Below are 20424 nucleotides of genomic sequence, written 5' to 3' on the forward strand. Positions count from 1 at the left end.
GTCGGGGGTCGGCTGGGTGCCGGCGAGTTGCCGTCGTTTGAGAGAGTTGCGCCCATGAGTCAGCGGACCAGGGCGGGGTTGCTCGCACTGTGCCTGCTGGCAGTGCTGTGGGCGACCGCCGTGTTCGTGCCGCTGCCCTACGTGACCTACTACCCCGGACCGACCGTCGACATCCTCGCCGAGTCCGACGGTGGCGAGATCGTCCAGGTCAGCGGACGCGAGGCCTTCTACGACGACGGCGAGCTGCGGATGACGACGGTCTACGTCAGCACCCCGCAGGAGGACGTCACCCTTCCCGAGCTGCTGCGCGCCTACTTCGACCCCGACGCGGCCGTGTGGCCACGGTCCTCGATCTATGCGCCCGACGAGACCGACGAGTCGAGCGACCGCGAGTCCGAGGCCGCGATGGTCTCCTCCCAGGACACCGCGGTGGCGGCCGCCCTGACGGAGCTCGGCGAGGAGGTCGACCCCGTCGTGGAGGTCGTCAGCGTCACGCCCGGGCTCCCGGCCGACGGCCGGCTCGAGGTGCGCGACCGGCTGCTCCGGGTCGGCGACACCGAGATCACCGACGCCCAGGACGTCGTCGACGCCGTGGACGCGACCGACGAGGGCGAGGCGCTCACCTTCCTCGTACGCCGTGGCAAGAAGGACCTGAGCGTCGACATCACGCCCGAGGAGGTCGACGGGGACCTCCGCATCGGCATCTCCCCGGGGATCGGCTTCGACTTCCCCTTCCGGGTCAGCGTCGACATCTCCGACAACATCGGCGGCCCGAGCGCCGGTCTGATGATGTCGCTGGCCATCTACGACACGCTGACCCCCGGATCGATCACGGGCGGCGCCGACATCGCCGGCACCGGCACGATCACCCCGGCGGGGGAGGTCGGCCCGATCGGCGGCATCCAGCAGAAGATCGCGGCCGCGCGCGACGCCGGCGCCGGGCTGTTCTTCGTGCCCGCCGACAACTGCGACGGCATCGGGGGAGTGGACCCCGGAGACATGCGACTGGCGAAGGCCACCACGATGCACCGTGCGGTCGAGACCCTGGCCGACTGGGTCGCCGACCCCGACACCGAGATCCCGACCTGTGAGGACGCCGCGTCATGACCGAGCTGCCCGACCAGCCGCTGCCCGAGGACCCGGCCCTGGCCGCGGCCGTCCTCGAGATCGAGGCGCACGTGGCCCGGGACGGCTGGGACCAGCCGGCCCGCCTCTATGCCCTCGTCGACACCGCGACCCTCGTCGCGCAGGAGCCGGCGCTCGCGGCGGTGATGTCGATCGACGGCCCCGGCGACGAGGGGTCGTTCACGCCGATCGAGCAGGACGGGCTGCCGCCCGGGCAGGCCCTCGAGGAGGCGCTCCACACGATCGCCTGGCCCGACAGCGTCTCCGGGTGCGCGGCCGTCATCGAGCGCCTGGTGCTGCCGCCCGGCACCGACGACGACATCCCGGACGACCCGACCGCCGCCGAGCTCTATGCCCGCGAGCACCCCGACCGCCAGGAGGTACGCATGGTCGCCGGCGTGACCCGCGCCGGGGCGTCCTACTGCGCCCTCCGGCTGCGCGCCCACGACGACGAGCAGTCGGTGGTCAACGGCACCGAGCTGGTGCCCGGCCTGCTCGAGCTCCTCCATGCGACGTTGCACGACACCCAGACCAGCCCCGACGAGAACCCCTTGAGCAGGCGATGAGCAATCCCTTCGATCGACCCAGCGGACCCGACGGACCGAGCGGTCCCCAGCGCCCCGGCGGTCCCCGCGGTCCCGGTGGCCCCGGTGGCGGCGGTGCCCGACCCGTCGTCGCCTCGCGCCGACCGGGCGCGCTGGTCATCACCGCGATCATCCTGGTGGTCGCCTTCATGCTGCTCAGCGGGTTCGCGTCCTTCTGGACCGAGCGCCTGTGGTTCGACTCGGTCGGCTTCCAGGATGTCTTCACCACCCTCCTCCTCACGCGCATCGGCCTGTTCCTCGTCTTCGCCGGCCTGATGATCGCCACGGTCGCGACGTCGATGTCGCTGGCCTACCGCTTCCGGCCGGTGCTGTGGCCCGGCATGCCCGGGATGCCCGACGACGGGATGGACCGCTACCGCGAGCTCCTCGCGCCCCGCATGGGGTGGGTCATCGCGGGCGCGTCGCTGCTGATGGGCCTGTTCGCGGGTGCGTCGGCGTCTGGCCAGTGGCGCAGCTACTCCCTGTGGCGCCACTCGCAGTCCTTCGGCACCACCGACCCCTACTTCGAGATGGATGCCGGGTTCTACGTCTTCGAGCTGCCGTTCTGGCACTACATCGTCGACTACGTCATGGCGCTCGCCGTGGTCGGTCTCATCGCCTCGATCCTGATGCACTACCTCTTCGGCGGGATCCGGCTCTCGGCGCGCCCCGGTGAGCGCCTCACCAGCGCCGCCCAGGTCCAGGTCTCGGCGCTGCTGGCGGTCTTCGTGCTCGCCAAGGCCGTCGACTACTGGCTCGACCGCTTCGACCTGGTCACCAACTCCGGCTCGATCTTCACCGGCATGGGCTACACCGACGAGAAGGCGGTGCTCCCGGCCAAGGAGATCCTCGCCGGCATCGCCATCGTGTGCGCCCTGCTCTTCCTCGCCAACATCTGGCGACGCACCTGGCTGCTGCCGTCGGTGGGCGTCGCGCTCTTCGCGCTCTCGGCGATCATCCTCGGGCTGATCGTGCCGACCGTCGTCCAGGCGATCCGCGTCAACCCCAACGTCCCGGACCGCGAGGGCGACTACATCAAGGCCAACATCGACGCCACGCGTGCGGCCTACCAGCTCGACCAGATCGACGTCCGCAACGTCGGCGGCACGGCCGTGGCCAACGACGGCCGCCTCGAGGCGCTCGACGGGTTGACCGACGGCATCCCGCTCGTCGACCCGCAGATCGTCAGCGAGATCTTCGAGCAGCAGCAGCAGGTCCGCGCCTACTACTCGGTGCCCAACGTGCTCGACGTCGACCGCTACGAGATCGACGGCACCGACCGCGCCGTCGTGCTCGGCGTGCGCGAGCTCGACCAGAGCGGACTCGCGGAGAACGACCAGAACTGGTCCAACCTCCACACCGCCTACACGCACGGCAACGGCGTCATCGCGGCCTTCGCCAACCAGCGTCCCGAGGACGACTCCACCCAGCAGACCGGCATCCAGTGGGCCGAGGGCGCGGAGGCCGACGAGGACACCCTGTCCCGTCTCGCCGGCGAGGACGGCTACGAGACGAGGGTCTACTTCGGCGAGCAGAGCCCGTCCTACAGCATCGTCGGACTCGACCCCGACGGCGGGCCCGTGGAGTTCGACCTGCCGCAGGGCGACCGCAGCGAGGAGGACGTCGCCACGACGTACAACGGCGACGCGGGCGTGGAGATCGGCAACGTGTTCACGCAGCTGCTCTACGCCGTGCGCTTCGGCGAGCCCAACCTGCTCCTGTCGAGCCGCGTGCACGAGAACTCCAAGATCCTCTACGACCGCAACCCGCGCCAGATGGTGGAGAAGGTCGCCCCGTGGCTGACCGTCGACTCCGACCCCTACCCCGCCGTGGTCGACGGCCGGATCCAGTGGATCCTCGACGGCTACACCGTCACCGACAAGTACCCCCTGTCGCAGCGCGAGTCGCTGGAGGAGATGACCGACGACTCCCTTCAGGAGAACACCGGCTTCCAGACGCTGCCGACCGACGAGGTCAACTACCTCCGCAACTCGGTCAAGGCGACGGTCGACGCCTACGACGGCACCGTCTCGCTGTACGAGTGGGACGAGGAGGACCCGATCCTCAAGGCGTGGAGGCAGGTCTTCCCCGGCGTCGTGCAGCCCAAGGGCGACATCCCCGAGGCGCTCGCGGAGCACCTCCGTTATCCGGAGGACCTGTTCAAGGCGCAGCGCTTCCAGTTCCAGCGCTACCACGAGACCTCGGCGTCGGCCTGGTTCGAGGGGTCGAGCCGCTGGGAGGTGCCCAGCGACCCGCAGCGCACGACCCGGCTCCAGCCGCCGTACCGACTCTTCACCGACACCGGTGACGGTGACACGTGGTCGCTGACCTCGGTCTACGTGCCGCGCGACAAGGAGAACAACCTGGCGGCCTACATGGCGGTCAACAGCGACGCGACGAGTCCCGACTACGGCAAGGTCTCGGTGCTGGAGCTGCCCAACGAGCCCACGGGTGGACCGCTGCAGATCGCCAACACGTTCGCCACCAACGAGGACGTCAGCCAGGCGCTGCTGCCCTACACCACGGGCGACGCGGACCGGGTGCCGGGCAACCTGCTGACGGTGCCGATCGGCGACTCGTTCATGTACGTCCAGCCGGTCTACACGCGACGCGCGGGCGAGTCGAACTTCCCGATCCTGCGCTTCGTGCTCGTGTCCTACGAGAACCGCGTCGGCATCGGCACCACGCTGGTGGGCGCCATCGAGGACGCGCTGACGGCCGACGGGTCGACGGACGGCACGGGCGAGACGCCCACCGAGACGCCCACCGAGACGCCCACCGAGACGCCCACGGAGACGCCGACGGAGGAGCCGACCGAGGAGCCGACGAACACCCCGGGCGAGAACCCGACGCCCGGCGGTGACGCCGACGTCAGCGAGCTGCTCCGCCAGGCCGAGGCCAAGTTCGCCGAGGCCGACGAGGCCCAGCAGGCCGGCGACACGGTGCGGTGGGCCCGCCTGATGGAGGAGGGGCGCGAGCTCGTCGAGCAGGCGGTGCGCCAGCTCGGCTGACCACAGCTCAACGAACTGCGGCCGTACGACGCACCGGGACAGTCCGGAGCCGTCGTACGGCCGCAGTTCTTCTGCGACGGGGCTGCCGGGGCACCCCGATTTGGGCTCTGCCGACCCACCCCTGTAATGTTCTGTTCACCGACGCGGGGTGGAGCAGCTCGGTAGCTCGCTGGGCTCATAACCCAGAGGTCGCAGGTTCAAATCCTGCCCCCGCTACAAAGTTCAGGCGTGGGATCCAGTCGGATCCCACGCCTGAAAGCATTTCGATTTGATCCACCCTCCAGGAACCCTCCACTTTCGGTGCGGGGATGTGGCTCCGCGCCGCGTCCGTCTGAGCCGGTCCCGACTGCTGCCGGTCCTTGCCGATGCCTGCGGTGCCGGATGCGCACCTGAAGTGCATGAGCACCCATCACCTCGAAGGTCTCGACCAGCTCATCAGCATCGACGAGCTGTCCGACTACCTCGGCGTGCCGGTCAAGACGATCTACGACTGGCGGCTGACGGGTCACGGCCCCTGCGCGATCCGGGTCGGTCGGCACCTGAAGTACGCGATCCCGGACGTTCGCGAGTGGCTGGCAACCCAGCGCGAGAGCGCGCCAGGACGGGCTGCGTCCGGGGAGTGACCAATGGCTAGGCCCCGCACGCCGATCGGAACCTTCGGCGACATCGACTTCACGACGCTCGGGCCCGGGCGGGTGCGAGCGCGGACCCGGGTACGCGACTTCGACGGCCAGGTCCGTCGCGTCGAGGCGACGGCGTCGAGCAGGAAGCTCGCTGAGCATCGGCTCAAGGAGAAGCTCGCGCAGAGGGCAACCCATGGCGGCGGCAGCCGCCAACTGACCCCAGACAGCTCGTTCAAGGAGCTCGTGGAGGTCTGGCTCGCCGACTTGGACCTCGAAGGTGGGTTGGCGCCGAGCACCAGGGCCCTCTACGAACGGAACATGCGCCAACTGGTGATGCCGGCGTTCGAGCACTACACCCTCCGCGAGGTCACCATCGGCCGGATCGAGCCGTTCCTCAAGTCGTTGGCCGCGAACAAGAGTTACAGCTATGCGAAGCAAGCGAAGACCGTCCTGAACCTCGCGCTCGGGCTGGCCGCCCGTTACGAGGCGATTCCGAAGAACCCCGTCCGAGAGGCGAAGCGAATGAAGAAGCCGCCGTCTGAGGCGGTCTCGCTCACGCACGACCAGGTCGAGGCGATACGGGCGGCGGCCCGGACCTGGCGTCGCGGCCCCGGTGTTCCCGGCCCACCGCCTGACGGTCAGCTCGAGCAGATCATCGAAGTCATGCTGGGGACGTCCGCCCGCATCGGTGAAGTGCTCGCCATCCGGAAGTGCGACATCGACGTCACCCGCACACCGGCGACGGTCCTCATCTGCGGCACCATCGTCTCTCCGAAGGGACGGCCGACCGTGCGCCAGCCGCACCCGAAGACGACTACCTCGACCAGACTCGTTTCCGTCCCGAGCTTCACGGCGGCTGTTCTGCGGGAGCGGCTCGTCGTCGTTGCTGACGAACCGCCCGACCACCTTCTCTTCTTCAGCCGCAACCGCACGCCTTTGACGACGAACAACGTCCGTAGGCGGCTGCGCAGCGTCCTGAGCGAGGTCGGCATCACGGGCGTCACGCCGCACGCGTTCCGCCGAACCGTCGCCACGGTGGTCGATCGCGCTGGGGGAGCCGAACTGGCTGCGGAGATGCTCGGTCACAGCTCGTCGGAGATCACGAAGAAGCACTACATCGAGCCTGACCGGACCGTGAATCCGCTGACCGCGGAGATTCTCGAATCGCTGGCGCCCCGGCGACGCGTTGACGAGCTGGAGTAGGGCCTTCCGTCGTCGCGGCTGACGCCGGAACGGTCGGCTCACATCCGGGGAACGTCTGGCGCGTTCCCTTTGGTCGGCCGGTGGATGAGCGCGGCATGGAGATTTACTCGGCTCGAGCCCGGCGACGCCACCGCAGGCTCTGCCCGAGGCCGCAGATGTTCACGTGCGGTTCTGATGACCTCGAGGTCGGTGGCGCGGGCGACGGGCACGAAGCGCTCGCGAACCGGGTGGACCAGCCGCCCCTCGCCGCTCACCAGGCGAGGCACCGTCACCCGTTCGACGAAAGCGCCGCGCTCGACACCGGCTTCGAGGACGTCGCTGATGCGTTCGTCGATGCGACGGAACAGTGTCTGGAAGCCACCGAGCATCCTCGGCTCGATCACGGTGTCGGCCGGTAACGCCTTCATGCGGCTGACCGCGTTCGCGCCCTCCGCCGTGGCCCCTGCGCCATTGCCGAGTCTTCCACCGAGGTTGCGGAGCTCGCGCTGGATTCGCGAGTACGTCGCAGTGCGGGCTCGCCATCGCTCGGCGAGTTCGGGATCGACCCGCTCTGCGTACGGGATGAGTTGTGAGGTGAGCAGGCGCTGAGAGTCGACGATCAGGCGCAGGTTCATGGCGTTCGGGAACGACTTCATCCGGACCAGGAGGTTGTGCTCGGCCTGGAGCACTCCGAGGACTCCCGGCTTGGCCGGTCCACGGATCGGCTTGGTCCGCGGGCGCCAGCCGATCTGGTCGACGCTGTAGTCGGGCTGCCCCAGGCTGACGTCGAGCGCCGTAGCGAGTGCTGCCCACCCCAGCCGATCGCAGCCAGCGAGCGACTCCCAGTCGGGCGTGTTCCGGTAGCGACGATCGAGCACGACCAGTGCCTGGCTGATCGCCGCGACGTCGCCCGCGATGGTTCGGGCCTGGGCTGCCGTGAGGCGAACCGCAACGTCGGGCGCCGTGTCGTGCTCGGCGAGTGCCGCGGCCCGTGCCGCCAAGCGCCAGTGCTCGACCACGTCGTTCGAGCTCGGCGTCGCCAGTTCGGTACTGGAAGCGGCCGAAATCGTTGCCTGATCGCGAGCGAGTTCGAGGGCGCGTGCCAGCTCGCTCACCGCTGCGCCGTGCTCGCTCGTCGCCCGGAAGGGGTCCGCCGGCTTCTGCGGGATGTTCAGGAACGTGAGCGGCTGTGCCACACGGATGGCTTGCGCGCACCAGACGACGAGCGCACGCCGGAAGCGCAGGATCTGTTGCCCGACCTCAGCCCGCTCGGCGGATGAGTCTGCGGCGAGCCGGTGCATCACCCGGTGCTGGCGCAGGAGCGCTGCCAACTCCGTACGCATCTGGGCACCGTTCTCGCCGTACATCAGCCGATGTCCAGGTCGTGCGCGTCGACGAGCATCGCCAGGATGAGCTCGACCGACAGGGGGTCGACTCCGTAGTTCTCGAGCTCCTCGACGGCGTTGCTCGCGACGGCGAGCAGGATGTCGCGGTCGTCGGTGAGGTCCTCGGTGTCAAGTGCCGGGCAGTCGTCGCCGTGGACGCGGTCGAGTTCCAGGAGCACGCGCTCGTACGCAGACGACGCAGCGATAGTCAGAGCCTGGTCGGCGAGTGCGGCGACGTACGACCTGGCTTGGGCGAGGGTCTGTGCGTGGGGGAGAAGCATGTTCCCTCCTTCAGGGGTCGGGAATCGACCGTGTGCCGGTGAGCGCTCTTAGGCGCCTTGCGGCGCGAATGCTGTGGACGGACGGGGGCGCGACTTGGCCATGGGAGGGTTCCGGCTCACCCAACGAGCTGCTGATTCGTGATGGCCTCGATCCGGCGACGGCGCAGAACGTCTTCGCGGACGAAGTCGGCGAAGTCCTTGTCGCGGTCGCGGATCTCGATCTCTCCTCCGGCGTCAGCCGGGAGCTCGCCGGGCCACGTGGTCTGCCTAGTCGGGCGGTCGCGGTCGAGCCGAGTGCCGCAGATCGAGACCCAGTCCCGCAGTCGGCTGCGAGCTTCAGCGAACTCCCGCATCCAGCTGATGGGTGCCGACGGCGACGCCGACTCGTGGTAGCAGCTGAGCCAGTGGCAGTGCAGTGCCGAGAGTTCCCAGACGAGCTCGTCGTGGCGGTGCCAGGACGGCGGCACGATGTTCGGCGGGAGCCCGAACGTGCTCTTGAGCCACTGGACCCACTGATCCAGGTCGTGCCACTCGATCTCGGCCTGCTCCGCGTCCAGCAGGTTCCAGTTGATCGGAACCGGCGGTCGCTCCAGGAGATCGTTCACACTGCGGTAGCCGTCAGGGTCGTCGGGCTCGTCCAGGTACGGACTCATGGCCGAGTCCGGTCAGAGGCCGACGGCGGGCGGCTGCGGCACGGCTGTCAGGGACCGGTCGGCAGCGTGCCGGCCGCGCTGGACGAGGTAGTCGGTCTTGTTGACGTTGTGGCCGATCTTGCGGGCGACGAACTCCTCCTTGATGACGCTGCCCTCCCGGCCGTCCACCTCGTACTCGTGGACGTAGCCGCTGGCCACGAACGAGTCGCCCTTGCGGAAGCGGGCGTAGGTCTCGCGGGCGGTGCTCTCGAAGGCGACCATGTCGTGGAAGGTCGGGTCGAGCTTCGTGAAGCTCCCGTCGACCTCCTTGCGCCACTGTTCGATGCCGACGCGCATGCGACAGCACTCGGCTCCGGCCTTGGTGAAGTGCAGTTCGGGTGCTGAGGCGATGAAGCCGACCAGGCTCATCTGGGTGGGAATGGACATTTCCTCTCCTTCCGTCGTTACGGGCGCGGGCGGACCGCCTTCGACGACTAGGTGCTCGGCGGGCGCCGATGCCCTGCCTGGTCGCGAGCGGGGGAGAGGCCGGACGCCAGCTGGCTGCCTAGACTCGCGGCGTGCACAGAGATCTGGATTTGGGGCTGGCGGCGTGATGCCAGGTCGCTGGAACTACCTGGTTTCCGAGACGCTATTCGCGTCCGAATTGGTGACCACGGGTGTTCGCCGGCTCTGCACTGTGCCCGTTCGTGACGACGAATGGCCTGTCGGCCACGACCAGATGTACCCGCTTCACGTTGGCATGCACTCATACGCCAGCGGACTGGAACGCCTGTGCAAGTTGACTATTGCGTGTCACGGGTTCGCCGCTACGGGCGTATTCCCGCCGCTGAGGGGCTTCGGTCACCGCATCGGCGAGCTGCTGGACGCGGTAGAAGGCTTGGACTTCAGCGCCGTCCCTGGCGACCACAAGGCACCGCCCCGCAGTCCGCTCGATGATCTTGATCCTGCCTTGACCGAGACGCTTGAGCGGTTCGCCAATGGCGCCGGGCGATATGAGCATCTGGACTCGCTCTGGAACAGCGAAGCGGACGTGGCAACGCTGGACGCGTGGAAAGACCTGTGCGTTGCGGCGGCACCGTCAGAGCGCGTGCGGCACGTCTTGTCGCTTCGGCAGGCTGTCATGACGGCCGTTCGCGCGGAATGTACGCGCGCCAACCTTGAAGCATCAGGGTTCGCGATCCTCGATCCGATCGATTCATTCATCTCCGAACGGTCGACGGCTGTGGCGCTCAAGCTGCTTGAGAAGGCGAGTTGGGTCGCGATGACGCTTGACGCTGTTACCTATTACACGCGTCAGGAGCTGCCGCTACTTGGCGAGGCGGTGCAGGACCTGCGTACGTCCCCGGAATCCTTCTTCCAGTATTCGGTCGCCCAGATCGAGGACGAGCAAGCGACGTTGGAGGAGCTCGAGGCCTACTTCGCGAGCCACGAAGAGCCGGACGACGACTGGTAGGGCGCGGCTCACCACGAGCTCACGTGCGGTCGGTCCAGGCGCGCAGGCGCGTCACGATGGGAGGCGCGCTGCGGAGGAGAATCAAACCGGTTCCGAAGGGCAACGTCCTGATCCGTTCCGGCGGCAGGACCGCCACCCGACGCGCTGAGCGTTGGAGCGAGCGACTGCCGTAGTCGCTGATCGTGACGGTGTCTGAGCGCTCGTCGCGTTCGCCGATGAGTACGGAGAGCTCTTGGAGATCCTTCGACGCGGACGCCCCGCCGAGGATGACCTTCACGATCGAGGCGTCCCAGATCGTGCTGGCGGCGTGGTCACCCCATTTGCTGCGCGCCTGTGAGAGCGACTGGAGGACGGGCATCGTCGTGATGCCGGTGCCGCCGCCCTCCGCCATCAGAACTGGCAGGGAGGGGAGCGGGGCGAGGTTGCCGATCTCGTCGAGCGCCAGAAGAAGCGGGGGATCAACCCGGGCGCCGGTGGAGCCGGCCGCGAGGTGCCGAGCGACTTCAGTGAGATCCTCCAAGAAGGCCGCCACAAGGGGCCACGAAGCTCCAGCACCTGCGCCGGTCGCCAGCAAGTACAGGGTCCCGTTCTGCAGGAGGAAGTCGCGCGGATCGAAGGCGTCGTCTGGGCCGGGACTGACGGCTTTGAGCACGGCCGGATCGGCCAGGCACGCGAGAGCTTGGCTCACCGCCATCCAGATCGAGTCTCGGGTACGCGGGTCAGCGTTGATCATCCCGTCGAGTGCATCCGCCCAACCGGGCGCAGCTTGGGGTCGGCTGGCGAGGACGCCGACCGCATCGGTCGCGGCCGAGGGGGACAGTGACCAATCGAAGAGAGCGCGGGTAGGTAGGTGCTCGATGGCAGCCGCGTGGAGCAATGACTGGAGTGCTGACCGGGCCTTGCCTTCCCAGAAGCCACCGGACTCGACGCCGCCGGCAGAGAGTCCGGTCGTCGATGCGAGACCGGCTGCTCGGATCATCGCCGTGAGTGGCTGCTCGCAGCCGCGGATGGGGGACCAGCGGACCCCGCTCCCGTCGACGATCGGGAGTCCTGCGGTCAGGTGCTGCGGGTCGAAGACCGCTACGGGTCCACGTTCCTTGCGGGCGCTGATGGTGGCGATGATGTTGTCGGGACGGGTGGACGTCGTGACGACGGCACCCGGTGCGTCGAGGATCGCGTTGATGACGAGGTGCAAGCCCTTGCCGGAGCGGGGCGGTCCGATGACCAGGATCGAGTCCTCGACCGACGCCCAGATCTCTCGGCCGCAGCTGCGCCCGAGCAGGTAGCCCACATCCTCCGGCCGCGGCCGGTTGATCGAGGGACGGAGGGTCTCGCCTCGGCGTACGAGCGCTCGCTTCGACGCGACAAGGTCGATGTCGTGGCGGGTGGCGATGCCCTCGGTCTTGTGAGGATCGTTCTTGGCGCGGTGGCGTAGTCGCGCGACGACGGTCCAGGCAAGCCACGCAGCGCTACCGACCAGCGTGAGCAGGGCTGCGACGACGAGCCAGTAGGCCGAGGCCGACAGGTCGGGCGTACCCAGCGCGGAACCGGGGTGTCCAGGGTCAGTGAGGACCCGAAGCCCGCTGGCCATACCTCCGCGGGGACCCGGCTCTCCGGCCAGGATCGTGGCGACCTCTCCGGCGACTCCGAGGGCGAGCCCAAAGCCGAAGAGCGCGATCAGACCCATCAGTGCAAGGTTGACGAGTTCGTCGTTCGCGCCGCGAGCACTCGGGTTCATGCCTCCGCCTCGACTGGCGCGATTGTCAGCGAGGTAAGACCCAGGAGAACCAGCCCGTGGCGTGTTGCGGACACCAGCGCCGGTGGGAGGTTGATGGCTGCATTGCCGTTGGCGTCGGCTTCCTGGTGTGCCACGACGTAGGCGAGAGCGACCTGTTCACCTGGGCGGAAACCGGCGCCGGCAAGTGCCGGTGATGCTGGCTCCGGTTCGGCCTCCAAAGCATCCGGCGCCGCGTCATCTCTGGGAGTCTCGATGTCCGAGTACGTCGTGCCGTCAGCCTCGTGGACTTCGACACGCACCGCAGAGCCGAGGCTCGCAGTGATCTCATCGAGGACCGAGCGGAGGTCGACGCGAGACAACTTTCGATCTTCGGCATGCGGCTGGCCGTCGACTGTGACGTCGAGCCGACCCTCCGTGTCGATGTCGAAGCGGACGGTGGTGAGGACGACTGGGACGTTCATAGTCCGAGGACCGATCCGTCGCGGCGCGCGCCGGTGATGATAGGCGCCGTCCTACCTCGGTGACTGAGTGCCTCTCGATAGAGACCGGGAGGGTTGCCGTCGCCCACCTTCTGGGTGTCGAGCTTGTCGAGGATCCCGAGTGCGGTGGTCCTCACCCGTTCGGCCGTCGACTGGACGACCTCGATCGGCGTCTTGCCGGGGACGCTCGCCGCCCATGTCGAGACGTAGGGGACGGTGTACGACGAGGTGTCGAGCCCGTGCGCTGCACCGACCATCAGGGCGATCGACTCCGCTTCGACCTCAGCAGTTCCGCGGTGCATGGTTGCGTCAGCGGCGAGGTCCGTGGAGATCACGTTCTCCCGAGGAGCGTGCAGGAGGACGTGTCCGAGCTCGTGGGCGAGGGTCTTCACCTGGGCGGCGTCGTCCATGTCCATGCGAATCGAGACTTCGCGGGCGAGGAAGTCGGTCAGGCCATTGGCGCCACCGATCGCAGCCGCGGACGAGACGAGCCGAAGCTCGAACCCGAGCGCGGTGATCTGATCGGCGAGACCGTCCCAGAGGCCCACTGGCGCCTGGCCGTGCAACAGGTTCGGGCGGGGTAGCTCGGGCACGGGATCGCCAACCGTCTGCGAGACGTCCCAGACGTGGGTGTGCTTGAGGCCGACGAGTTTCGATCTCACCGTCTCCCCGGAACCTGGCTCTTCTCCGCGCGACAGACGACGCCACGACGCCGCATCCGACGGGTTCGCGGAGGCGAACCTGGCGGTGACCGGCGCGAGGATCCCGTACCCGTGCTGGCCCTTCTCGACGTGGCGTCCGAGCGAGAGCCACTGGTGGAAACCGGCCACGTACGTCGGCGTCGGTTCGGGCACGCGTCCCTCTTGGAACGCGGAGTAGTGCTGGGCGTAGATCAGCATCGTGTTGTTGAAGCTGCGGGAGCGGAACTGCGCGGCGAAGGTCAGCGCTCGCTTCCAGTCTTCGCCAGTGACCAGCGCGGCGACGGACTCTGTCAGCTGCTGTTGTAGCGCTTCGAGCTTGGCCTCGCGGGCTGCTCGGGCGCGGACCTGAGTGGTCATGACGACGGCCCTCCTGTCATCCGTCCGGTCGTGTCGAAGAGCTCGAGCTCGGCGGGATGCATCTGGTGCTGCACAACGAACGAGCGGTGCTTGATCCGCCACAAGCCTTGGCCGGTGCCGAGCGTGGGGATGAGGGACTGTTCGGTGCCAGTGAGCCCGAGTGCGGCGGCGGTGGCGCCGAGTTGGTCCGACTCTTGGCGGTAGACGATCCGGGTCTCGGCGTTAGCCAGCAGGGAGGACGCGAGGGCACGCATTGCTGAGCCTTGGTCGCCGACGGTGTCCAGGTCGGTGAGCTTGTGGAAGATCAGCATGTTCGCGATGCCGTAGTGGCGTGCCAGCCGCCAGTGTGCGTCCATCCGTCGGAGCAGGGCGGGGTGCGACATGAGCCGCCAGGCCTCGTCGTACACGACCCAGCGCTGGCCGCCGGCGGGGTCCAGGAGCGCTGACTCCATCCACGCCGACGCGCAGGTCATCAGGACCGAGATCAGGGTCGCGTTCTCGGTGACGCGGGAGAGGTCGAGGGAGATCATCGGGAGCGTCGGGTCGAAGGTGACCGTGGACGGCCCGTCGAAGAGCCCAGCGAGGTCGCCGGCGACGAGCCGACGGAGGGCGTGCCCGACGAGTCGCCCGTCCTCGGTGAGGCGGCCATCCGGGTCATCGGCGCGGTCGGGTGTGAGCAGTCTCTCGACGACCATCGGGAGGACGGGTACCTCGGCGTTCTTAACCGTGCGGTCGATCGCGATGTCGACTGCGGTGTGTTCCAGCGGGGTGAGGCGTCGGTCGAGCACGGTTTCGGTGAGCGCACCGACGAGGTCTCGACGGCGCGAGGCGATCTGGCTGGCCCATTGCGCGTCGTCGAGACCGGAGGGGCGGTGACCCTCGTCGAGCGGGTTGAGCCGGTTGGGCATCCCGTGGCCGAGCGCGATGGCACGGCCACCCACGGCTTCCGCTACCGCCGTGTGCTCGCCCTTGGGGTCACCGGGCACGTATACGCGGCGGCCGAACGGGATGGATCGCGTGTAAAGACTCTTGGCGAGGCAGGATTTCCCGGAGCCGACGATGCCGGCGAGGACGAGGTTCGGTGCGGTGATGAGACCGCGGGCGTAGAGGATCCAGGGGTCGTAGACGAAGGAGCTGCCCGAGTACAGGTCCTGGCCGACGAAGACGCCCTCGCTGCCCAGACCGCCTTCGGCGAGGAACGGGTAGGCGCCCGCCAGGGTTGCTGACGTGTCCTGATGGCGTGGTACGCGGAATCGGCCCGGCGTCCGGAGGGCGGCGGGTCCCGCTTCGCCGGCGCGGGGGAGTGTCACCGTTGCCCGCTTCTCGGCGGAGAGCTGCTCAGCCTTGCGCTTCGCTTCGGTACGCCGAGCTTCGCGATCGGCGGACAGGAGCTCTCGCGCGGCCGCCTTGCGAAGCTTGCGATCGTGACGCCGTTCCCGGCCTGGCGAGACGAGGACAGCGGAATGCAGGCGCCCGTCCTGCCACGCGGTCACAGCGACATCCCTGGCTGACTCGATGAGCGCTGGACCGGCGCGAGCGACGGGTAGTCGTGGATGTCGTACGCGATTGTCGCCTCGATCTCGTGCGCCCGGTCCACGCATTCAGCAACCTGATGGATCATCTCGGCGGCGCGGTGAAGCTCCCAGGACTCTCGGTACGACGCTGCGCGCCCGGCGTTGGCATCGCCGTTCATCCACGCCTGCTTGCGAGTTGGCCCGTCGTGGAACTGACCGAGCTGGTGTAGCGACTGGCTCAGCGATGCGAGCGCGGAGCTGACGGCGCCGAGTACGGGATAGATCGACGCCGGGTCCTTGATTGAGCGCGTCGCGTGGGCGAGGCCACGGACTGCTTCCCGGAGCTCGTCAGCGTCGGCGGCCGGGTCGTTGAAGGTCGGCATCGGTGGCTCCTCGTCGATGGTTTGTCATCGATGAGGTGCGCGTGGTGGTCCGCCGTGTCGCCGCGGCTGCTGTCGCCAGCCGACCTACCCTGTCGTAGTGGCCGACCTGACTGTGCCCTGCCCGAACTGCGACACCCTGATGCGCTGGGAGACCTCGCACGAGCGCTGTGACGGCTGCGGCTACATCCGGCCCTGTTGTGAGGGCGCTCCCTCCAACTGAGCCATTGGCTGATCGGGCGACGGATCCTGCTGTCGTGTGTGCCGTAGTCGTGCTGGGGAAATGAGCAGATCCCGCAGGCGTCTCGGGTCACCTGCGGGATCTGGAGCAGATCGTGCCAACGCGCCCGCGTCGCTGTCAGCCGAATTCGGAAATCGTTGCTCCGAAATCTCAACCCTCGCCGGGTCAGAACGCTGCCTGGGCCCCGAAGACGACCAGACCCAGGGCAGCGCAGAGTCCGAGAGTGCGTAGCGGGCTCCACTTGAGCCGGAACATCACGATGAGTGCAACCGCGGTGATCGCGAATGCCAGCGGGTCCCAGGAACTCAGCACCGGCACGTCCAGGTGCAGCGGTCCTGCGTTGATGTCCTGGGTGCGGTCGAAGAGGTTGTGGAGGGCGAAGAAGACCGCCAGGTTCGCGATCACCCCGACGACCGCGGCGGTGATGCCCGTCAATGCTGCCGACAGCGCGCGGTTGCCGCGGAGTCGCTCGACGTACGGCGCGCCGAGGAGCACGAACAGAAAGCAGGGTACGAACGTGACCCAGGTGACCAGGAGGGAGGCGAGGATGGCGGCAACCCAGGGGTCGAAGCTGCCGGGGTTGCGGTAGGCGCCGACGAATGCGACGAACTGCACCACCATGATCAGTGGCCCGGGGGTGGTCTCGGCGAGCGCGAGGCCGCGGACCATCTCGCCCGGGGCCAGCCAGCCGTAGACGTTGACCGCCTGCTGGGCGACGTAGGCGAGGACGGCGTACGCGCCACCGAAGGTGACCACTGCGGCGCCGGAGAAGAACAGGCCCTGGTCGACGAACACGCTCGTCGAGCTGACGAACACCGCGACGGCCGCGACGGGGGCGAACCAGAGCACCAGGCCGAGGGCGATGATGCCGAACGAGCGGCGCTTGGTGGGCAGCTCGTGGTGCAGCATCTCGTCGCTGATCAGTGGCGCCGGACCGTCGTCCGCGCTGCCGTGGCCCTGGGTGGCGGCGAGCTCGGGGATGCGCCGACTCAACAGCCAGCCGAGGAAGCCGGCGGCGAAGACCACGATCGGGAAGGGCACCGCGAAGAACGTCAGCGCGACGAAGGCACTGACCGCCAGGGTCAGGAGCGCGGCATGGTTGAGGGCGCGTTTCGCGACACGGTGCACAGCTTGTACGACGATCGCGATGACCGCGGGCGCGACGCCGGCGAACAGCGCGGAGACCAGGTCTGTCTCGCCGAACTTCACATAGATCGCCGACAGGATGCCCAGGGCGAGCACGCCGGGCAGCACGAACAGGCTGCCGGCGATGAGGCCGCCGCGGGTGCCGTTGAGCAGCCAGCCGGTGTAGATGGCCAGTTGTTGGGCCTCGGGGCCGGGCAGCAGCATGCAGTAGTTCAACGCGTGGAGGAATCGCTGCTGGCCGATCCAGCGCTTCTCGTCGACGAGCTTGTGTTGCATCACCGCGATCTGGCCGGCAGGGCCGCCGAAGGTCTGCAGCGAGATCGAGAACCACGCCTTCGTGGCGTCGCCGAGCGGGATGACGTCGCCGCCGGTGGGGTGGGGGGCGGGGGTCGACGGCACCGGCTCGGCGGTGGGGTCGGGTCTGGTCATGAGGGTTCCTTTCCCAGGAGGAGCTCGCGGCGGAAGAACTCGTAGAGGCCGTCGAACAGCGGCCCGGTGATCTCGAGGACCCGAGGGTCGTCGGCGACCATGGACAGTCCGCGCAGGACGGTGTCCAGGCCGGGTGCCTCGGGGGCGTCGAAGCGGGAGTCGTCGATGTCGGCCTCGTGCACGATCTCGGCGATCCGCCACAGCACCGGGTCGGCGAGGTCGTGGCGTCGCAGCAGGGTCTCGAAGGTGCAGTCGTTGCCGTGGTGGCCGAACTCGACCCCGCGCATGTCGAAAGGAATCGCATCGGCCGGTACGTCGTCGGGGCCGGCGACGAAGGCGAACTCGGCCTCGGGGTCGATGAACCGGCGGATCAGCCAGGCGGAAGCCGACCGGTCGATGTGAATGCTGGCCCGGGTTGCCCACCTCATCGGCTCACCCCCGCCTCGGCTTCGGCGTTCGCGGCAACGCTGAGAGCGAGGGCGTCGATCGCAGCCACCGCGGCCTCGCGCCCGGGAGCCCGGAAGTAGTCCCGGCGCCGAACGCCGCGCAGTTCTGCCCGGAGGCTCTTGAGTGCTCGGCGCTGCTCGACGGGGGAGCCGGAGATCGCGGTCGCGGCGCGGGCCGCGAGTTCGGCGTACTCGCGGTTGCGTTCCTCGGACATCGCCCGAGCGATCTGTCGCTCGTCACCGGGCGCGGTGGGCTGGGCGTGCCAGAGCATCGCCGTGCCGCCGGCGCCGAGTACCTCCTCGGTGATCCACTCCAGCTGCTCGCGGGTGCGGGCGTCCTCGGGAAGCGCGACCAGCCCGTCCGAAAGCTGGGCAACTCCCAGGCGCCGGAGCTTGCGCCAGACGGACGCCCTCGGAGTGGAGGGTTCGCGGGGGAGCCGGTAGGTCAGGAGCACCCAGCGCCCGGGCGACTCCTTCGATGCAACCATGGTTGCAATGGAATCATGCGCGCTCGGCTGGTTGTCCAGTGGGCAGCCTGATCTGGGCTAGCGAACCGTCAGCACGGCCAGGACGGCGCCCGAATCGCGTTCCTTGATCTCCACGCGACCTGGTCTGTCGATGACCAACTGCGTATGGGCGGTCCCGGTCGAGAAGTCGATTCGCTGCGCGGGGGAAGAGTGCACGCGCAACTGTCCGGGCCGGTCGGATGTGATCTCGATGAGCAGGGGCTCGCCGACATCGAGGTCGATGGCCTCCGCTTCGGGAAGAAGCTCGTGACCACTGATGGTCACCGTCAACAGCGGGCTGACGGTGATGGGTTCCGAGGTGGTTGGCGTCGCGTCGTTCGGGGCGGAGGGTGTGACGGCGCTGGTGCCCGCGCTGGCGGGGGGCGCCGTCGGGCTCTCGCTCTCATCGGCGGCGCAGCCGGCGAGCGCCGCGCTCACGGCCAGCAGGAGGAGAGCTGAACGGACCATCCTCCGATTGTTGCGCGGTCGTCCTTCGCGCATATGTCAAGATATGCGTATGCGCGCATATCTGGGTGAGCTGCCCGCCCAGGAGCAGGTCGATCTGGCGGTCGAGGTGTTCCGGATGCTGGCCGACGCCACCCGGCTGCGCCTGCTCTGGGCACTGCTCGACGGTGAGGCTCCGGTGCTGCGGTTGGCCGAGCAGGTCGGCAAGCCGCAGGCGGCGGTCTCTCAGCACCTGGGCAAGTTGCGGATGGCGCGGCTGGTCACCACACGACGGCAGGGATCGCAGGTCTTCTACCAACTGGCCAACGATCACGTCCGCCACCTCGTCGTTGATGGCATCCACCACGCCGAGCACGCGGGTCCCGGAACGCCGGCCCACCACGCCGCCGCGCAGGCCGCTGCAACGGAGCACGTCTCATGAGCGAGCGCCGACCGTACAGCGATGGTCACGGGCACGAGCACGGACATGGGCGCGGGCATGCCCCCGCGGGGCACGATCACGGGCATGCCTCCGGGGTCCGCGGATGGGTGCGGGAGGTGTTCAGCCCCCATAGCCACGACGCTGCGGACTCGGTCGACTCCGCGCTCGAGGCGAGCGCCGAGGGGATTCGAGCGGTCAAGATCAGCCTGGTCGTCCTCGCCGTGACCGCGCTGGCGCAGGCCTTGCTGGTGACGGTGACCGGGTCGGTGGCGCTGCTGGCCGACACCATCCACAACTTCGCTGACGCGCTCACCGCGGTGCCGCTGTGGATCGCCTTCGTGATCGGTCGTCGCAAGCCGACCCGCACCTACACCTACGGTTACGGCCGTGCCGAAGACCTCGCCGGCATCTTCATCGTCGTGATGATCGCCATCTCCGCCGTGGTTGCCGGCTACGAGGCGATCCACCGGCTGATCGACCCCGCGGACGTCGACTATCCCTGGGTCGTCGCCGCAGCGGGGCTGGTCGGCTTCCTCGGCAACGAGACCGTGGCCGCCTACCGGATCCGGGTCGGTCACCGCATCGGCTCCGCCGCGCTGGTAGCGGATGGCCATCACGCCCGCACCGACGGATTCACCTCACTCGCCGTACTGATCGGCGCGCTCGGCGTGATCGCCGGTTTCCCGCTCGCGGACCCGATCATCGCGCTGCTGATCACAATCGCGATCCTGATGGTGCTGCGCACCGCAGCGCGCGACATTTACCGCCGGCTCATGGACGCCGTGGACCCGGCACTCACCGAGACCGCCCTGTCCACACTGCAGGAGACCCCGGGGGTTGCCGCCATCGAGTCCGTCCGGCTCCGCTGGGTCGGCCACCAGATCCGAGCCGAGGCCGGCATCGTCGTCGATCACCAGCTCGACCTGCTCACCGCGCACCAGATCGCCCACGAGGCGCAGCACCGACTGATCCACCGTGTGCCCAAGCTCGTTGACGCCACAGTGCACGTGAGCCCCGCACCCGCCCACGGGCGAGACCACCACGAGCTGGTCGACCATCACCCACGACCTGAAGCGGTGACCCAGTGAACGCAGCCCACCTCATCGCCTGGCACATGGGCGGCCTCCACCCGATCGAGACCGTCCTCGTCCTGCTGCTGGCCGTCGGCCCGTTCCTGATCATCGGGGTCGTTGTCCTGCTACGACGGCGCAGGGACTCGAGCCAATCGCACGAGGCAGACGACGGATCGGGCGGCGCCGTTCACCAGCCCGACGACGCAAGGCGGTGAACTCGCGGTTACCCTT

22 protein-coding genes and 1 tRNA gene are annotated in these 20424 nt (G+C 68.5%); 10 read left to right on the forward strand and 13 right to left on the reverse strand.

Annotated elements, in window-relative coordinates; genetic code table 11:
- Nucleotides 1-54: 54 nt before the first annotated feature.
- The 6 genes from AC57BS_RS17015 to AC57BS_RS17040 all read left to right on the forward strand — a co-directional run bounded on the left by AC57BS_RS17015 (nucleotide 55) and on the right by AC57BS_RS17040 (nucleotide 6546).
- Complete coding sequence (locus tag AC57BS_RS17015) at nucleotides 55-1107, forward strand: YlbL family protein (protein ID WP_496412622.1); 1053 nt, start codon at nucleotides 55-57, stop codon at nucleotides 1105-1107.
- The gene (locus AC57BS_RS17020) at nucleotides 1104-1691 is read left to right on the forward strand and encodes a PPA1309 family protein (RefSeq protein ID WP_496412623.1); all 588 of its coding nucleotides are present in this window, start codon (nucleotides 1104-1106) and stop codon (nucleotides 1689-1691) included. The genes AC57BS_RS17015 and AC57BS_RS17020 overlap by 4 nt, the downstream gene beginning before the upstream one ends.
- Nucleotides 1688-4720 (forward strand): UPF0182 family membrane protein, encoded by a 3033-nt coding sequence (locus tag AC57BS_RS17025; protein WP_496412624.1) that lies wholly within the window; start codon nucleotides 1688-1690, stop codon nucleotides 4718-4720. Before AC57BS_RS17020 ends, AC57BS_RS17025 begins: the two co-directional genes overlap by 4 nt.
- A 142-nt stretch (nucleotides 4721-4862) precedes the next feature.
- Nucleotides 4863-4936 (forward strand) — tRNA-Met (locus tag AC57BS_RS17030).
- A 182-nt stretch (nucleotides 4937-5118) separates the two neighbouring features.
- Nucleotides 5119-5343, forward strand: coding sequence for a helix-turn-helix transcriptional regulator (locus tag AC57BS_RS17035; protein WP_496412625.1), 225 nt, complete (start codon nucleotides 5119-5121; stop codon nucleotides 5341-5343).
- Between the two features lie 3 nt (nucleotides 5344-5346).
- The gene (locus AC57BS_RS17040; RefSeq protein WP_496412626.1) at nucleotides 5347-6546 is read left to right on the forward strand and encodes a tyrosine-type recombinase/integrase; all 1200 of its coding nucleotides are present in this window, start codon (nucleotides 5347-5349) and stop codon (nucleotides 6544-6546) included.
- Between the two features lie 38 nt (nucleotides 6547-6584).
- Here the strand turns inward: AC57BS_RS17040 and AC57BS_RS17045 are convergent, their stop codons facing one another.
- From AC57BS_RS17045 to AC57BS_RS17060, 4 genes are all read right to left on the reverse strand, one after another.
- A complete protein-coding gene (locus AC57BS_RS17045; RefSeq protein WP_496412627.1) occupies nucleotides 6585-7892 on the reverse strand; it encodes a hypothetical protein in 1308 nt (435 codons plus the stop codon).
- Nucleotides 7892-8191 carry a hypothetical protein gene (locus AC57BS_RS17050; RefSeq protein WP_496412628.1) on the reverse strand — a complete coding sequence of 100 codons (300 nt, stop codon included), beginning with the start codon at nucleotides 8189-8191 and terminating at the stop codon, nucleotides 7892-7894. The genes AC57BS_RS17045 and AC57BS_RS17050 overlap by 1 nt, the downstream gene beginning before the upstream one ends.
- 116 nt (nucleotides 8192-8307) lie before the next feature.
- Nucleotides 8308-8844, reverse strand: coding sequence for a hypothetical protein (locus AC57BS_RS17055; protein WP_496412629.1), 537 nt, complete (start codon nucleotides 8842-8844; stop codon nucleotides 8308-8310).
- 12 nt (nucleotides 8845-8856) lie between these two features.
- Nucleotides 8857-9270, reverse strand: coding sequence for a single-stranded DNA-binding protein (locus AC57BS_RS17060; RefSeq protein ID WP_496412630.1), 414 nt, complete (start codon nucleotides 9268-9270; stop codon nucleotides 8857-8859).
- Nucleotides 9271-9433: 163 nt separating this feature from the next.
- Between AC57BS_RS17060 and AC57BS_RS17065 the strand changes: the two genes are divergently transcribed.
- On the forward strand, nucleotides 9434-10297 hold the full coding sequence (locus AC57BS_RS17065; protein WP_496412631.1) for a hypothetical protein: 864 nt from the start codon (nucleotides 9434-9436) through the stop codon (nucleotides 10295-10297).
- 19 nt (nucleotides 10298-10316) lie between these two features.
- Here AC57BS_RS17065 and AC57BS_RS17070 read toward each other — a convergent pair whose 3' ends face one another.
- From AC57BS_RS17070 to AC57BS_RS17110, 9 genes are all read right to left on the reverse strand, one after another.
- Entirely contained in the window at nucleotides 10317-12035 is a 1719-nt protein-coding gene (locus AC57BS_RS17070; protein ID WP_496412632.1) for a type IV secretory system conjugative DNA transfer family protein, read from the reverse strand.
- On the reverse strand, nucleotides 12032-12496 hold the full coding sequence (locus AC57BS_RS17075) for a hypothetical protein (RefSeq protein WP_496412633.1): 465 nt from the start codon (nucleotides 12494-12496) through the stop codon (nucleotides 12032-12034). The genes AC57BS_RS17070 and AC57BS_RS17075 overlap by 4 nt, the downstream gene beginning before the upstream one ends.
- A complete protein-coding gene (locus AC57BS_RS17080) occupies nucleotides 12493-13572 on the reverse strand; it encodes an ArdC-like ssDNA-binding domain-containing protein (protein WP_496412634.1) in 1080 nt (359 codons plus the stop codon). The genes AC57BS_RS17075 and AC57BS_RS17080 overlap by 4 nt, the downstream gene beginning before the upstream one ends.
- Complete coding sequence (locus tag AC57BS_RS17085; protein WP_496412635.1) at nucleotides 13569-14882, reverse strand: putative type IV secretion/conjugal transfer ATPase; 1314 nt, start codon at nucleotides 14880-14882, stop codon at nucleotides 13569-13571. The genes AC57BS_RS17080 and AC57BS_RS17085 overlap by 4 nt, the downstream gene beginning before the upstream one ends.
- A gap of 179 nt (nucleotides 14883-15061) precedes the next feature.
- On the reverse strand, nucleotides 15062-15469 hold the full coding sequence (locus tag AC57BS_RS17090; protein WP_496412636.1) for a hypothetical protein: 408 nt from the start codon (nucleotides 15467-15469) through the stop codon (nucleotides 15062-15064).
- A 403-nt stretch (nucleotides 15470-15872) separates the two neighbouring features.
- The gene (chrA, locus tag AC57BS_RS17095; RefSeq protein WP_496412637.1) at nucleotides 15873-17282 is read right to left on the reverse strand and encodes a chromate efflux transporter; all 1410 of its coding nucleotides are present in this window, start codon (nucleotides 17280-17282) and stop codon (nucleotides 15873-15875) included.
- Nucleotides 17279-17710, reverse strand: coding sequence for a chromate resistance protein ChrB domain-containing protein (locus tag AC57BS_RS17100; protein ID WP_496412638.1), 432 nt, complete (start codon nucleotides 17708-17710; stop codon nucleotides 17279-17281). The genes chrA and AC57BS_RS17100 overlap by 4 nt, the downstream gene beginning before the upstream one ends.
- Complete coding sequence (locus tag AC57BS_RS17105; protein ID WP_496412639.1) at nucleotides 17707-18216, reverse strand: Chromate resistance protein ChrB; 510 nt, start codon at nucleotides 18214-18216, stop codon at nucleotides 17707-17709. Before AC57BS_RS17105 ends, AC57BS_RS17100 begins: the two co-directional genes overlap by 4 nt.
- A 57-nt stretch (nucleotides 18217-18273) precedes the next feature.
- The gene (locus AC57BS_RS17110; RefSeq protein ID WP_496412640.1) at nucleotides 18274-18702 is read right to left on the reverse strand and encodes a hypothetical protein; all 429 of its coding nucleotides are present in this window, start codon (nucleotides 18700-18702) and stop codon (nucleotides 18274-18276) included.
- 49 nt (nucleotides 18703-18751) lie between these two features.
- Between AC57BS_RS17110 and AC57BS_RS17115 the strand changes: the two genes are divergently transcribed.
- The 3 genes from AC57BS_RS17115 (at nucleotide 18752) to AC57BS_RS17125 (ending at nucleotide 20408) form a co-directional block, all read left to right on the forward strand.
- Entirely contained in the window at nucleotides 18752-19120 is a 369-nt protein-coding gene (locus AC57BS_RS17115; RefSeq protein WP_496412641.1) for an ArsR/SmtB family transcription factor, read from the forward strand.
- Between the two features lie 116 nt (nucleotides 19121-19236).
- Entirely contained in the window at nucleotides 19237-20208 is a 972-nt protein-coding gene (locus AC57BS_RS17120; RefSeq protein WP_496412642.1) for a cation diffusion facilitator family transporter, read from the forward strand.
- Nucleotides 20205-20408 carry a hypothetical protein gene (locus AC57BS_RS17125; RefSeq protein WP_496412643.1) on the forward strand — a complete coding sequence of 68 codons (204 nt, stop codon included), beginning with the start codon at nucleotides 20205-20207 and terminating at the stop codon, nucleotides 20406-20408. The genes AC57BS_RS17120 and AC57BS_RS17125 overlap by 4 nt, the downstream gene beginning before the upstream one ends.
- Nucleotides 20409-20424: the final 16 nt, after the last annotated feature.

It is taken from the genome of Nocardioides sp. BGA-UO-ETr-FS32, from assembly GCF_059567905.1.

Excerpts from the sequence above, each read along its gene's own strand:
- AC57BS_RS17020 (WP_496412623.1), top strand. The coding sequence starts at position 1,104 with ATGACCGAGCTGCCCGACCAGCCGCTGCCCGAGGACCCGGCCCTGGCC.
- AC57BS_RS17075 (WP_496412633.1), bottom strand. The coding sequence starts at position 12,496 with ATGAACGTCCCAGTCGTCCTCACCACCGTCCGCTTCGACATCGACACG.
- AC57BS_RS17025 (WP_496412624.1), top strand. The coding sequence starts at position 1,688 with ATGAGCAATCCCTTCGATCGACCCAGCGGACCCGACGGACCGAGCGGT.
- AC57BS_RS17070 (WP_496412632.1), bottom strand. The coding sequence starts at position 12,035 with ATGAACCCGAGTGCTCGCGGCGCGAACGACGAACTCGTCAACCTTGCA.
- AC57BS_RS17105 (WP_496412639.1), bottom strand. The coding sequence starts at position 18,216 with ATGGTTGCATCGAAGGAGTCGCCCGGGCGCTGGGTGCTCCTGACCTAC.
- AC57BS_RS17115 (WP_496412641.1), top strand. The coding sequence starts at position 18,752 with ATGCGCGCATATCTGGGTGAGCTGCCCGCCCAGGAGCAGGTCGATCTG.
- chrA (WP_496412637.1), bottom strand. The coding sequence starts at position 17,282 with ATGACCAGACCCGACCCCACCGCCGAGCCGGTGCCGTCGACCCCCGCC.
- AC57BS_RS17060 (WP_496412630.1), bottom strand. The coding sequence starts at position 9,270 with ATGTCCATTCCCACCCAGATGAGCCTGGTCGGCTTCATCGCCTCAGCA.
- AC57BS_RS17035 (WP_496412625.1), top strand. The coding sequence starts at position 5,119 with ATGAGCACCCATCACCTCGAAGGTCTCGACCAGCTCATCAGCATCGAC.
- AC57BS_RS17050 (WP_496412628.1), bottom strand. The coding sequence starts at position 8,191 with ATGCTTCTCCCCCACGCACAGACCCTCGCCCAAGCCAGGTCGTACGTC.
- AC57BS_RS17015 (WP_496412622.1), top strand. The coding sequence starts at position 55 with ATGAGTCAGCGGACCAGGGCGGGGTTGCTCGCACTGTGCCTGCTGGCA.
- AC57BS_RS17045 (WP_496412627.1), bottom strand. The coding sequence starts at position 7,892 with ATGTACGGCGAGAACGGTGCCCAGATGCGTACGGAGTTGGCAGCGCTC.
- AC57BS_RS17090 (WP_496412636.1), bottom strand. The coding sequence starts at position 15,469 with ATGCCGACCTTCAACGACCCGGCCGCCGACGCTGACGAGCTCCGGGAA.
- AC57BS_RS17040 (WP_496412626.1), top strand. The coding sequence starts at position 5,347 with ATGGCTAGGCCCCGCACGCCGATCGGAACCTTCGGCGACATCGACTTC.
- AC57BS_RS17080 (WP_496412634.1), bottom strand. The coding sequence starts at position 13,572 with ATGACCACTCAGGTCCGCGCCCGAGCAGCCCGCGAGGCCAAGCTCGAA.
- AC57BS_RS17055 (WP_496412629.1), bottom strand. The coding sequence starts at position 8,844 with ATGAGTCCGTACCTGGACGAGCCCGACGACCCTGACGGCTACCGCAGT.
- AC57BS_RS17100 (WP_496412638.1), bottom strand. The coding sequence starts at position 17,710 with ATGAGGTGGGCAACCCGGGCCAGCATTCACATCGACCGGTCGGCTTCC.
- AC57BS_RS17110 (WP_496412640.1), bottom strand. The coding sequence starts at position 18,702 with ATGGTCCGTTCAGCTCTCCTCCTGCTGGCCGTGAGCGCGGCGCTCGCC.